This window comes from Bacillus sp. EB V-12, assembly GCF_056158125.1.
The window spans coordinates 468,835-482,654 of the sequence record NZ_JBUXJL010000001.1 but is presented as its reverse complement, the minus strand read 5'-3'; the positions used below and the strand labels follow the sequence as shown (position 1 = coordinate 482,654).

Annotated in this window: 12 protein-coding genes; 2 read left to right on the top strand and 10 right to left on the bottom strand. The window is 36.8% G+C overall.

Annotation, left to right across the window (positions count from 1 at the left end; genetic code table 11):
• Positions 1–11 precede the first annotated feature (11 nt).
• From lpdA to ACZDYH_RS02565, 5 genes are all read right to left on the bottom strand, one after another.
• Positions 12–1,433, bottom strand: a complete 1,422-nt coding sequence (gene lpdA, locus ACZDYH_RS02585; RefSeq protein ID WP_001051289.1) for a dihydrolipoyl dehydrogenase — start codon at positions 1,431–1,433, stop codon at positions 12–14.
• Between the two features lie 4 nt (positions 1,434–1,437).
• On the bottom strand, positions 1,438–2,541 hold the full coding sequence (gene buk, locus ACZDYH_RS02580; RefSeq protein WP_000115781.1) for a butyrate kinase: 1,104 nt from the start codon (positions 2,539–2,541) through the stop codon (positions 1,438–1,440).
• 87 nt (positions 2,542–2,628) lie between these two features.
• Positions 2,629–3,729 carry a leucine dehydrogenase gene (locus ACZDYH_RS02575; RefSeq protein ID WP_000171355.1) on the bottom strand — a complete coding sequence of 367 codons (1,101 nt, stop codon included), beginning with the start codon at positions 3,727–3,729 and terminating at the stop codon, positions 2,629–2,631.
• Between the two features lie 34 nt (positions 3,730–3,763).
• Positions 3,764–4,663: a phosphate butyryltransferase gene (yqiS, locus tag ACZDYH_RS02570; RefSeq protein WP_000764677.1), complete on the bottom strand. Its 900-nt coding sequence runs from the start codon at positions 4,661–4,663 to the stop codon at positions 3,764–3,766.
• Positions 4,664–4,858: 195 nt separating this feature from the next.
• Complete coding sequence (locus ACZDYH_RS02565) at positions 4,859–6,931, bottom strand: sigma 54-interacting transcriptional regulator (RefSeq protein WP_474885626.1); 2,073 nt, start codon at positions 6,929–6,931, stop codon at positions 4,859–4,861.
• A gap of 137 nt (positions 6,932–7,068) precedes the next feature.
• On the opposite strand from ACZDYH_RS02565, the gene ACZDYH_RS02560 reads away from it, so the two are divergent.
• On the top strand, positions 7,069–7,302 hold the full coding sequence (locus tag ACZDYH_RS02560; protein ID WP_001190211.1) for a DUF2627 domain-containing protein: 234 nt from the start codon (positions 7,069–7,071) through the stop codon (positions 7,300–7,302).
• 49 nt (positions 7,303–7,351) lie between these two features.
• Here ACZDYH_RS02560 and ACZDYH_RS02555 read toward each other — a convergent pair whose 3' ends face one another.
• Entirely contained in the window at positions 7,352–8,080 is a 729-nt protein-coding gene (locus tag ACZDYH_RS02555) for a glycerophosphodiester phosphodiesterase (protein ID WP_000172583.1), read from the bottom strand.
• A 50-nt stretch (positions 8,081–8,130) separates the two neighbouring features.
• Between ACZDYH_RS02555 and ACZDYH_RS02550 the strand changes: the two genes are divergently transcribed.
• Positions 8,131–8,277, top strand: coding sequence for a YycC family protein (locus ACZDYH_RS02550; protein WP_001247671.1), 147 nt, complete (start codon positions 8,131–8,133; stop codon positions 8,275–8,277).
• A gap of 241 nt (positions 8,278–8,518) precedes the next feature.
• Here the strand turns inward: ACZDYH_RS02550 and ACZDYH_RS02545 are convergent, their stop codons facing one another.
• From ACZDYH_RS02545 to recN, 4 genes are all read right to left on the bottom strand, one after another.
• Positions 8,519–9,082 (bottom strand): PRK06770 family protein, encoded by a 564-nt coding sequence (locus tag ACZDYH_RS02545; RefSeq protein ID WP_474885625.1) that lies wholly within the window; start codon positions 9,080–9,082, stop codon positions 8,519–8,521.
• 252 nt (positions 9,083–9,334) lie between these two features.
• Positions 9,335–10,129 carry a sporulation transcription factor Spo0A gene (gene spo0A / locus ACZDYH_RS02540; RefSeq protein WP_011110369.1) on the bottom strand — a complete coding sequence of 265 codons (795 nt, stop codon included), beginning with the start codon at positions 10,127–10,129 and terminating at the stop codon, positions 9,335–9,337.
• A gap of 290 nt (positions 10,130–10,419) precedes the next feature.
• On the bottom strand, positions 10,420–11,718 hold the full coding sequence (gene spoIVB, locus ACZDYH_RS02535) for a SpoIVB peptidase (RefSeq protein ID WP_002024767.1): 1,299 nt from the start codon (positions 11,716–11,718) through the stop codon (positions 10,420–10,422).
• 118 nt (positions 11,719–11,836) lie between these two features.
• On the bottom strand, positions 11,837–13,576 hold the full coding sequence (recN, locus tag ACZDYH_RS02530) for a DNA repair protein RecN (RefSeq protein ID WP_000947767.1): 1,740 nt from the start codon (positions 13,574–13,576) through the stop codon (positions 11,837–11,839).
• Between the last annotated feature and the right edge of the window lie 244 nt (positions 13,577–13,820).

Sequence of the window (13,820 nt, the reverse complement as noted above, 5' to 3'; positions counted from 1 at the left end):
AATCCACATTTTTATGCGTGTAACGCTCTTCCATCTACAGCAAGTGCTGCTTCACCAATCGCCTCAGATAATGATGGATGCGGATGAATTGTATGTGCTACTTCCCAAGGTGTTGCATCAAGTACTCTTGCAAGACCCGCTTCAGAAATCATATCTGTTACATGCGGTCCAATCATATGAACACCAAGAATGTCATTTGTCTCTTCATCAACTACAAGTTTTACGAAACCATCTGATTCTCCGTATACAAGTGCTTTTCCGATTGCGCGGAATGAGAACTTACCTACTTTTAACTTATAGCCTTTTTCTTTCGCTTCTTGTTCTGTTAAACCGACAGAAGCAACTTCCGGACTGCTATATACGCATTTTGATACCATAGAGTAATCGATTGGTGTAACTTCTTTCCCTGCAATATGTTCTACTGCAGCAATTCCTTCGTGAGAAGCAACGTGAGCGAGTTGCAGGCCACCGATTACATCTCCAATTGCGTAAATATGCGATTCTTTCGTTTGATAAAACTCATTTGTTTGAATGTATCCTTTTTCCACAACGATATCTGTGTTCTCTAAGCCAATATTTTGCGTATTCGCTTGTCTTCCTACAGATACAAGCATTTTTTCTGCTTTAAATTCTTTATTTTCACCGTTGTGTTCAGCTTGGATTGTTACTCCATTATCTTTTACCAATGTTTCTGGTAATACTTTTGCACCAGTTACCACTTTAATACCTTTTTTCTTGAATAGACGTTGCATTTCTTTTGAAACGTCTTGATCTTCTAGTGGTAATATCGTTTTCGCATACTCTAATACTGTAACTTCTACACCGAAGTCAGCAAGCATAGATGCCCACTCAATACCGATTACACCGCCACCAACGATAATAATCGAACTAGGAAGCGTTTCCATTTTTAGAGCATGATCTGAAGACATTACGTACTCTCCGTCTAATTCTAAACCTGGTAATGAATTTGGACGAGAACCTGTTGCAATAAGTACATTTTTTGGAATTAACATTTCATTCTCTTCTCCACTTGCAAGTTCAACTGAAATTGTCCCTGGCATCGGAGAGAAAATAGATGGGCCAAGAATACGGCCAATACCTTCAAACACATCAATTTTACCTTGTTTCATTAAATGTTGAACGCCTTTATGAAGCTGCGTTACTATCTTCTCTTTACGCTCTTGTACTTTCGCAAAGTTTAGTTCTACATTGCTTGCAATAACTCCGAACTCTTCGCTTTTTTTAGCAGTTGCATATACTTCCGCACTACGTAAAAGAGCTTTACTAGGAATACATCCTTTGTGTAAACAAGTACCACCAAGATTTTCTTTTTCGACTAGTGCAGTTTTTAACCCTAGTTGTGATGCACGAATTGCAGCAACATATCCACCAGTACCGCCGCCAACGATGACTAAATCATATTCTTTTGCCATTATCTCAACCCCTAGCTACCGTTTCTTTTTCACGTACAACGTATTCTTTTGGAGCTTCTTCTTCACGTAATACACGAAGTGCTCCTTCTGCTAACGCTTCTAACTCATCTTCGCCTGGATGTACGATAACATCTGCAATCCAGTCCACTCGCTCTTTTATTTCATCGACAAGAATTTTACTGTATGCCAGTCCACCAGTTAATACGATTGCATCGATTTTCCCGTGAAGTACAGCGCTAGCTCCGCCAATCTCTTTTGCAACTTGATATGCCATTGCTTTATAAATAAGAGTTGCTTCAGGATCACCTTTTTCAACCATTTGCTCTACTTTAATCGCATCATTTGTACCGATTAAACTTACAAGTCCACCTTGTCCGACAAGTTTTTTAATCATTTCATCACGGTAATACTCACCAGAGAAACACATTTCTACTAGTTGCCCTACTGGTACTGTACCAGCGCGCTCTGGACTAAATGGTCCTTCTCCGTTTAAACCGTTATTCACATCGATTACTCTTCCTTTTTTATGAGCACCAACTGTAATACCGCCACCCATATGTGTAACTAATAAATTTAAATCCTCGTATTTGTGATTTAACTGTTCAGCTACTTTACGAGCAACTGCTTTTTGATTTAATGCATGGAAGATACTTTTGCGTTCCATACCAGCAATGCCACTTATACGAGCAACCGGCTCCATCTCATCTACAACGACAGGATCTACAATGAATGCAGGAATGTTTAATCCAGAAGCAATTTCATATGCTAAAATGCCTCCAAGGTTTGAAGCGTGATGACCGCTAAAGCCATTTTTCAAATCTTCTAACATCGCATCGTTTACTGTATACGTACCGCCTTCGATTGGACGAAGTAATCCACCACGCCCACAAACAGCGTTTAATTTTGAAATGTTAATACCATGAGAATGTAGAACTTCTAAAATCGTTTCTTTTCGAAACTCATATTGGTCGATAATTCTCTTATATTTTCCAATCTGTTCTACGTCATGACGAATCGTTTCTTCTAGAACGGGTCTTTCATTATCAAAAACACCAATTTTTGTGGATGTACTACCTGGGTTAATAACAAGAATTCGATTTACAGACAATGTTGCTACCTCCACTAATAAATTCAAAAGGAAGTGGAAACCTCATAAGAGGTAACCACACCTTTTGTAAAAGTTATATATGAATGATTAGCGACGGCTAATAATATCGTGACCGTTGCGTAAGTAAGTGCTACGAGAATTCTTCAAGCTTGCAATGCGCTCTTCAGCTAGACGATCTGCCGCTACATAAGTTGCTATGCCATCGCGTTTTGAAATTTCGATTACTTTTGCAATCGTGTCATAAATAGACTCAACACGTTTTAGTGCACGTTCTCTATTGTATCCATATAATTCGTCTGCTACGTTAATTACGCCACCTGCATTAATTACATAATCTGGTGCGTATACAATACCCATTTCATGAATGATGTCACCATGACGATCTTCTTTTAATTGGTTATTTGCAGAACCTGCGATTACTTTTGCTTTAAGTTGTGGAATAGTTTCATCATTAACTGTTGCGCCTAGTGCACATGGTGCGTAAATATCGCATTCAACACCGTAAATTTCATTTGGTTCAACTGCTGATGCACCGAATTCTTCTACAGCACGTTGTACAGCTTCTTTATTAATATCTGTAACAATTAATTTTGCTCCTTCAGCGTGTAAATGTTTGCATAGGTGATATGCTACGTTACCAACGCCTTGAACAGCAATTACTTTTCCTTCTAAATTGTCAGTACCGAAAGCTTCTTTTGCAGCTGCTTTCATACCACGGTAAACACCGTATGCCGTTACCGGAGATGGGTTACCAGAAGAACCGAATGATGGTGAGATACCTGTTACAAAGTCAGTTTCTTCATGGATAATATCCATATCATCTACTGTTGTACCAACATCTTCAGCTGTAATGTAACGTCCGTTTAGTCCTTGGATATAACGTCCTAGTGCACGGAACATTGCTTCGCTCTTATCTTTACGAGGATCACCGATAATTACTGTTTTCGCACCACCTAAGTTTAAACCAGCTGCTGCGTTTTTGTATGTCATCCCTTTTGCAAGACGCAATGCATCTTCAATCGCCGCTTCTTCAGAATCATATGTCCACATTCTTGTTCCACCAAGAGCCGGTCCAAGTGTTGTATCATGAATTGCAATAATTGCTTTTAAACCAGATTCTTTATCTTGACAAAATACTACTTGCTCATAATCATATTTTTCTAAGTATTCGAAGATTTCTAATGTCATTGTCGTTTCCCCCTAATGTTTTACCCTTTTTGGTTTATTTTGAAGCAGTCGCAACTGCCAATGCTAATGAATATACTTTTGTTTCTGCTGAATCAGCACGAGATGTTAAAACAATCGGTGCTTTTGCGCCAGCAATCATTGCTCCTACTTTTGCATCCGCAAAGTATACGAGTGATTTATATAGCACATTTCCAGCTTCAATCGTTGGGACGAGTAAAATATCTGCCTTACCTGCTACATCACTTACTATGCCTTTATGCTCTGCTGCAATTTGTGATACTGCATTATCTAAAGCAAGTGGTCCATCAACGATACAATCTTTAATTTGTCCGCGGCGATTCATTTGTGTTAACATCGCTGCATCAATTGTCGCCTGCATCGCTGGATTCACAACTTCTACTGCTGCAATTGGTGCCACTTTTGGCAAGTCGATTCCTATTGCCCGGGCAACTTCTACAGTATTTTGTATAATAGCAGCTTTTTGTGTTACATCAGGTGCGATGTTCATCGCTGCATCTGTAACGAAAATAAGACGATCGTAATTTGGAACTTCAAATGCTGCTACATGTGAAAGTACGCTACCTTTACGTAGGCCCCACTCTTTGTTTAACACAGCCTTCAAAATATTCGCTGTTGGGATGTTCCCCTTCATAAGCACGTCTGCTTCACCATTTCTCACAGCTTTAACAGAAAGTTCTGCAGCCTCTGCACTAGACATTGCTGCAATCACTTCAACATGTTCTGAAGTTTGTAAACCATGTTCTTGTAGCATCCCCATTATTTTTTCTTGATTTCCATATAGACGAAATTGAGCTAACTGTAATTTAATTGCTTTCGCTACAGCTTCAATTACTTCATGATCTTCAGCTACTGCTACAGCTACAGTTTTTTTAGGCTGCCCTGCTGCTTGATCAATTAAGTATTCTAACTTCATATTTTGTAATCAACCCTTTCCGTCGTCCCTCGTCTATTTATAAAGCAAATACCGTGCCAACTTTTAAAAGTGGTCTTACCAATAATGAAAACGCATTCAAAATGCAGTAAAATCAATACTTTGGAAAATAACAAAAGATTCTGTCTTATTTTGTCGCTTTTTGTATACCATGCAATAAATTGCACGGTACGCAATTTATTGCATGCTATTTTTTGCATGGTTATACTTTTCTAGCTTGTAATATAAATTTCGAACGGAAATTCCTAACGCTTTTGCAGTTTGCGTTTTATTCCCATCAAATCTCTCCAAATATTCATGAATAATATTCCCTTCAAACTCTGTCACTAAATGTTCAAGTGGCTTTTCTTCTAATTCAGGTAATAAATGAGATTGCTTTGACTCCACCTGCTCTTCGTTATGTAATGGCGGTAAATGGTGTACATCAATATAGGTCTCGTTATAATTCATAAAGATAATAGCTCTTCCCAGAATATTTTCAAGTTCCCTCACATTCCCTGGCCATTCGTATGATTGTAAATATAAAATGGCTGAATCAGTGAGCCCTTCTACATTACGACCGTAATCTTGATTAATTTTTTGAATCAATCTGTCCGCAATTGTCGGTATATCTCCTTTACGTTGACGAAGAGATGGAATTTGAATTGGGATTTTATTTAATCGATAATATAAATCCTCCCTAAACTTCCCTTCTAGAATAGCCTTTTCTAAATTCACATGCGTCGCTGCAATTACTCGAACATTAATAGGTATCGCTTTCGTTCCACCAACTTTTACAATTTCTTTTTCCTGCAGTACACGAAGGAGTTTCGCTTGTGTATTTGCAGATAACTCCCCTATTTCATCTAAAAAAATACTACCGTTATTTGCTTCCTCAAAGAACCCACGTTTCCCGCCTCTTTTCGCTCCAGAAAACGCCCCTTCCTCATAACCAAATAATTCACTTTCTAACAACGTCTCCGAAATGGCCGCACAGTTTACACGGACGAACTTATTGTATTTTCGATTACTTCCATTATGGATTGCATGTGCAAACAATTCTTTACCAGTCCCAGATTCACCGCGTAACAGTACTGTTGCTGGTGTATTTGCTCCTAGCTTCGCCTGTTCGATAGCTGCCGTTGTTTCATCTGAATTCCCGACAATATCATCAAATGAATATTTCGCTTCTAATGTGCGAATAATTTGCCTTGCTCTATTCAATTCATTTGTTAACTTTTGAATTTCCGACACGTCACGGATAACGCCGACGCTTCCTTTCAATATTCCATCCACAATGACTGGTGCCACGTTTACAATTACATCGCGCTTTTTTTGCCCAATCTTCATATGTATTCCGCGCACCGCACGACGCGTTCGAAGTACTTTCATATGCATACTTTCGCCTTCTACAATATCAGTTGTAGCAGGCTTCCCAATAATATCTTCTTCTGTTAAACCCGTTAATTTCGTATATGCCGGGTTAATGACTAAACCTCTTCCTTTTTCATCCACAACCGAAATTGCTTCTTCAGATGAGTTAATAATTGCCTCTAATAGTGTTTGAATTTCCTTTAAATCTGTAACTTCTTCCGCTAAATCTACAACTTCTGTTATATCTTTAAAAATTGCAAATGCCCCTTGTACCTCTCCGCCCTCTTTTAATATCGGTATACGCGTTGTAATAATTTTCTTTCCATTCTCTAATGTTAGTTCATAATTTACTTCTATTTGTTTCGTACGTATAATGCGAAGTAATTTACTAGTTGGAATGACTTCTAAAATATATTTTCCTATCGCCTCTTCTTTTTTATATCCGATAATACGCTCTGCACTTTTATTAAAAAGACGAACTTGTCCCTCTCGATCAATTACGATCATGCCATCATGTGTAGAATTTAAAATTAATTCTCCTTGTTGCGTTTGTTCCTCTAATCGCCCAATTAGCCCTTCCTTCTCATGCGCTAATCCTGTAACAATTTTTGCGATATCACCTGGTATAAGAAGAGTGTCTTTTTTCTTTTTTTCCAATAAAACCTTATGCACATCATCTTCACCTGTCATATCAAATATTACATCGATATGCATAGAAAGAAATGGAGTTACACTTTCTCCAATTGCAATCCCGTATTCCTTAGCAATTTGTAGTCCTTTTGCCAACGGATTTATATCAATAATCCCTATAATTTGAAATATATTCGAACTTTGTAACAGATTCAGCAGTGCGCTCCCGCCTTCACCTGCACCAACAATTAATACTTTTTGTTTCATATATCCCACTTCCTCTCGAAGTAACTCTGCAAATTTTTTCACACTTTTATCTTACTCGTTCAGCACCCTCTTGACAAACCCCCTTTCCCTATAACATCATTAAAATATACGAAATAATCTGAAAAGGAGCGTTATGTATGCAGCGTTACGTTGCTCTACTATTAGCACTCATCCCTATTTCATTAGCTGTGTTTGGTATAAAGTTAATGAGAGATACTGTATTCGGGATTCTATTTCCACCAATCTCTATACTGTGGTTACAATTTTTAATCGGCGCTCTCTGCTTCGGGCTCGGGTTTTATATCTTCGGTGGCTTCGTCTTGCACCGAGACCGTAAACGAAATAAAGTACAAGCTCGCTTTAGAAGATAGGAATGCCCCACTATTTATAAATAAAAAAATGAGACCGTTACACGCGGTCTCATTTTTTTATTGGCATTAACGTTCTTGCCGTTTCAGGGTAATCAGTAATAATCGCCGATATATTCATATCAAAATATTTACGCATAAGCGTTTCTTCATTAATTGTATAAGGGCGAACCTCTACACCACTTTCCATCGTTAGTTCGGCAATAGCATCTTGAAGGTAACGATAATTCGGATGTACTGCTGTAGCCCCCATTTTTTTCGCGTATGCCCACGGACTATGCAAACCTTCGCGATATAAAATTGCTGTTTGAATATCAGGAGCCATCATATGGCACCGTTTCATACTGTAGTGATTAAACGAAGAAAATATAACACGATCCTCTAGACTAAATTTCCGCACAAGCGTTATAACTTCTTCCTCTAAACCTCTGTATGGAATTTTATTATTTTTAAGTTCAATATTAAGTAGCAAACTCGTTTGTTCAAGCCATTCTAATACCTCTTCTAAAAGTGGTATTTTACAAAAACCTACTTTATCACCAAATTTATAACTTGCATCTAACTTGCATAAGTCCTCATATACATAATTCCGAACCGCGCCTTTTCCATTTGTTGTCCGGTCCACCGTTTCATCATGAATGACGACAACTTTTCCATCTTTCGTTAATTGAACATCAAGTTCAATTCCATCCGCTCTAAAAGACTCAGCCGCTTCAAATGAAATCATTGTATTTTCTGGGTACGTTCCAGCCGCACCACGATGTGCAAATATAAGAGTCATCCTCACTCCCCCAATCTTATGCTATACTATACGAAAAAGGAGGTACTTCTATGAGACCATTACAAATCTCTCCAGATACTGCAGTCCGCTTATCAAAAGCACTAGGTGTTCCACTTGAACAACTCATGCATATGCCGCAGCACATTTTAATTCAAAAGCTAGTTGAATTAGAAAAACAAAATAAAGACGAAGAATAATACAGTCCTGTTTTGCAGGACTTTTTATTATTTTCTATTATATCACGGATGCCTTTCCTACTAAAATCCTTTAACAGATGTACTACGATGTGATTTAGCCGGTCCTTCATCATTTAATAATGAATCACATCTTTTCTTTTTTTGTTACACGTCATAAAGAAAGCAGACTATTTATTTATAAGTCCCCATTGCGTTCTAAAAACACGATCATAAAAAAACTAGAAGCCCTTTATATTATTTTTTATTGAACGTGCGGAGCATCCCCTGATTCGTATAGTTCTTTCGCTTTTCCCTCCCCGAATGTAGTTAAAATATAATGTTGCTCTTCTAACGCATCCATTGCTCTAGTTACTTTACAAACGCTATCTTCTTGAGCATCCGAGAAATAATTGTGATCTTCTACAATTTTACTAAAATCTTTTTTCTCCCATCTATCAGCAATTGCTAAAAGTTCATTTTTCTTCGTAAAGCTACTCTTATTTATAATTTCTTTTAATTTTTTAGCATTACTTTGAATCATTGGGATAGAGCCCGATTTTCGTTCTGCCACCACTTTTTGATGAGTCATGCGATGCATCGCTGTAATGACTTCGCTTTCAGTAGAATTTTCAGTAACATACACATCAACAAAGACCCCATCCACCTCTCTACCTACTATTGTTTGGTCTTCTTTTTTATCTATTTGAGCGCTCACTTCTTTATCTACTGGATTATCTGCAAGTTCTAACATTCCAAATGTAACTGCAATAGCAAGAACTCCCATAGCTGCTACTATTCCTAGCCAAGTTGAAATTTTATTTTCCATTCCCCTTCTCCCTATCTATATCTATTTTATTGCCTTATAAAAAACTCACTTACATGTAATATTACTGAAAATAGGTTTTATTTTCCACACTATCAAATAATCTCTTTTTCTCAACAAAATAAAAAGACCAACGAATTATAACATTCATTGGTCTTTCATTAAAAAGTTTATTGGCTTTAAATTTGATATCGAGTATCAATTTCAAGAATTATTAAGCTTTACTAAAGCTTAAATCCCTTACTACTTTTACTCTCAACTAGCTTTATGTTCAAGTCTCAGCTTATCCGCAACCATTGCGATAAACTCAGAGTTCGTAGGTTTTGCTTTTGACATGGATACTGTATAACCGAATAAGGACGAAATAGAATCAATATTCCCACGGCTCCAAGCTACTTCAATTGCGTGACGAATTGCGCGCTCCACACGGCTTGCTGTGGTATTATATTTCTTTGCGATATCTGGATACAATACTTTCGTAATCGATCCTAATAATTCGATATCATTGTATACCATGGAGATTGCTTCTCGTAAATACATATATCCTTTAATATGAGCGGGTACACCAATTTCATGAATGATACTCGTAATACTCGCATCTAAGTTTTTCGGTTTTCCATCTACTGTTGTTGCTGATCGGAATGATGGTAGTGGACGCTTAATCATAGCGTTTGCTTTACCACTCACTTGACGAATATGACTCGTTAAATTCTCCATATCAAATGGTTTTAATATGAAATATGAGGCACCTAAGTCAACTGCTTTTTTCGTCACATCTTCTTGCCCGAATGCTGTCAACATAATTACGCTAGGCTGTTTTAACCTTTCAATATGTCGCATTTTTTCCAATACAGCTAAACCATCTAAGTGTGGCATAATAATGTCTAAAACGAGTACATCAGGTTGCTTATCTGTTAATAAGTTTAAACACTCTTGACCATTATAAGCAGTACCGATTACTTCCATATCATCTTGAGCGGCTACATAGCTCTCTAACATTGATACTAATTCTTTATTATCATCCACAAGACATACTTTAATTTTCTCCACAGCTTTTCCTCCCTTACCGAATCGATTCTCCGACATGTGTATCCTTCTAGGCTACATGAATTGTTCGACAATTGTGTGAAAATTCCCTTTTAAAGTTTCTTACTTTCCGATAAAATCACAAAAAAATATGTTTATCGTTCATTTATTCCCTTTCGCAACACATTCCATCATAGAAATACAACGAAACGTTCAACCCTTTCCTTTTATTTTACAACAAAAAACACCTCTTGCGGAGCTTTTACAAAATTTCAACGAATTTTTCAACAGAAAAAGCGAGCTAATAATATATATTAGCTCGCTTTTTTCTCTTGATCATAAATATTAATTCCAGCTTGATGTAACATCCATTCAATATGAACACCATATCCTGATGTTGGATCATTTACAAATACGTGTGTAACAGCACCAATTACTTTTCCATTTTGTACAATTGGACTTCCACTCATTCCCTGTACGATACCGCCCGTTTTCGCTAATAGACGTTTATCTGTTACTTTTATTACCATACCCTTTGTGGCTGGGAATTTTTGTTGCACTGTACTAACAACTTCAATATCAAACGCTTCTACTTTATCTTGATCAATAACTGTTAATATTTTTGCCGGTCCTTCTTTTACTTGATGAGATAATGCGATAGGCATCGCTTTATCCATTATACCGTTTTTCATATTCGTATTTAATTTTCCAAAAATACCATATGGACTATTAATTGTAATATTGCCAATCACTTCACGGTCTGGTGAGAATCTTGCTAATTTCTCCCCTGGATTCCCATGACTACCTCTTTCAATTGATGTAACTGTCGAGCGCATAATTTGTCCATCTTCGACTTGAATCGGCTTTTTCGTATCATTATCAGAAATAACATGACCAAGTGCCCCATATTTCATAGAATCTGGATGAACAAATGTCATCGTTCCAATTCCAGCTGCCGAATCACGGATATACAAGCCAATTCGATAAGACGATTCACCGTTGTCTTTTTGTGGAGTTAGCTTCGTACGAATATATTTTCCATCTCTTAACAATACAAGATTAAGCGGTTCACCTGTTTCTCCACTATTATGAATAAACGGTGCTACATCACTCATTCTTTCAATTGTTTTACCATTAATTTCAGTAATCATATCTCCAATTTGTACACCTGCTATTTCACCAGGAGATATTTTACCTTTTTCAGTTTGAATTAAATGATGGCCTACAACAAGTACACCTTTTGTATTTAATTTCACACCAATTGATTGTCCACCTGGAATCACTTTAAAATCTTTTAACACTTTCACATTTACTTTTTTCACTGGAAAACCAGCAAGCTGAAATACCATATCAGCTTCACCATTTTGATGAGAATTTACCATAAGTCCTTGTTTTTGTTCATTCGAACTCACTGTAAATACATGACGATTTGTGGATGAAGCTTTGAAAACTGGTAATGATGATATTTCTGATTGTTGTCCCTCAAAAACAACAAGTTGTTTCGGTGATGAAATAAACGTTCGAAGCGGTTTAAAACATCCAATAAAAACTAAAGAAACAAGGAGACAAAGACCTATTATTTTTCGAAATTTTTCTAATTTCAACTTGTTCACTCTCCTCGCTCCTACCCCACATTCAGCCTCTTGGCTTCACTTTTTAATCTCTCCTTGCAGTGCTTTATTTATAACCGGAAGAATTAAGAAATCGTCATTTGAGAAAAAAAGCTATCCATTACTGGATAGCCTCTGCTGTCTGTTTAAAATGATGTGCTTGCGTAAGTAATTCTTTCGCATGCTCCGTCGTTAAATCTGTGATTTCCACACCAGAAATCATTCGAGCTATTTCTGTTACTTTATCCTCCATAGTTAAAACAGTAACTGATGTAATTGTCCGATCATTCGCTACTTGTTTTCGAATAAATAAATGTGAATCTGCCATTGAAGCTACTTGAGGTAAGTGCGTAATACAAAGTACTTGCGAGTTTACTGATACTCGATAAATTTTTTCCGCAATAGCCTGCGCGACCCGGCCACTTACACCCGTATCCACTTCATCAAAAATAACAGATGCAACTCCTTGATGCTTAGAAAAAATGCTTTTTAAAGCTAAAATGATACGAGATAACTCTCCGCCAGAAGCAACCTTTGAAAGTGGTTTTAGCGGCTCTCCTGGGTTCGTTGAAATATAAAATTCCACATGATCGTAACCATCCGCCGTAAGTCTTACCGGCGCACCTTCCACAAGGGGCTCTTCTGCATTTCCTTCTCTCTTCATAATTCTCACTTCAAATTTCGTTTTTTCCATATATAATTCTTTTAATTCCTGATGAATTGCATTTGTAAGGTGTTCTGCAAGTTCATGACGCATATTACTTAACAACGTTGCTTCTTTCAGAATAACACTTTCTAATTCCTTCAACTGTTTCTTCGTCGTTTCAATATGAACGTCTTTATTTTCAATCGTAAAAATTTCCTGTTCAATTTTATCAGCATACGCTAAAATCTCTTCTACAGTATTTCCATATTTTCTCTTTAGCATACGAATTTCATTCAAACGTGTTTCGATTTCATCTAAACGATTTGGATCATATTCCATCATATCGAGCTTTTCTCTCAGTTGATAGGCAACCTCTTCTAATAAGTAATAGCTATTTGCAATTGAATCATGATTTTCCTGATACACTTCATCTAAATGTGTAATACTTTCCATTTGCCCCATTGCACTTCTTACATTATCTAACCCTTGTCCGTCGGCACTTAACGAACGATATGCATCACCTAACGCTTTATAAATCTTTTCAAAATTAGAAATTTGCAATCGTTCCTCAGTTAATTCATTTTCTTCATCCATCTTTAAATCCGCCTTGCGAATTTCTTCATGCTGAAATTGAATTAAATCTAAGCGATGTGCCATTTGTTGCTCATTTTCACTTAACGATTTCAATTGTTTTTTTAATTTTTCATAGTCAGCGTATACGTTTTGATATATGTCTAATTGTTTAACGATTCGATCCCCATCAAAGTGATCAAGCATAAACAGATGTCGTTCTTCATTCATTAAATCTTGCGTTTCGTGCTGTCCATGAATATCAACAAGTGTTTTCCCAATTTCTTTTAATATGCTAAGTGTAACAAGCTTCCCATTTACACGACATACACTCTTCCCGTTCGCAGCAATATCACGCTTTAAAATAATCATGCCATCTTCTATTTCTATATCTAACTCTTCTGCCTTTTCAATACATGGATGCTTCTCATCTTCAACATAAAATAGCCCTTCAATCTCAGCCTTTTCTGTTCCATATCGAACAAATTCTGCTGACCCACGGCCACCTACAAGTAAACTAATTGCATCAATAATAATCGATTTTCCGGCCCCTGTTTCACCGCTTAAAACCGTTAAACCTTTTTGAAAAGAAATATTTAATGCTTCAATAATAGCAAAGTTTCTAATCGATAATTCCGATAACAATGCCCCATTCACCTCGTTATAAAATAATCCCTTACTAAAGGATTTTCTCAGTTCTTCATTCAAATAATCATGCTATATATTTGTATGTATATACTCTTCTAACCCGCTTCATTGTACCAAACATTTGTTTTACGGGTCAATCCATCTATTTTCTAACTTTATGCAAACAAAATATTATATTACAATTGAAAATTCATATTTTTAACCAATAAAAATATCTTGTTCACTTTCCACTTTACGATGG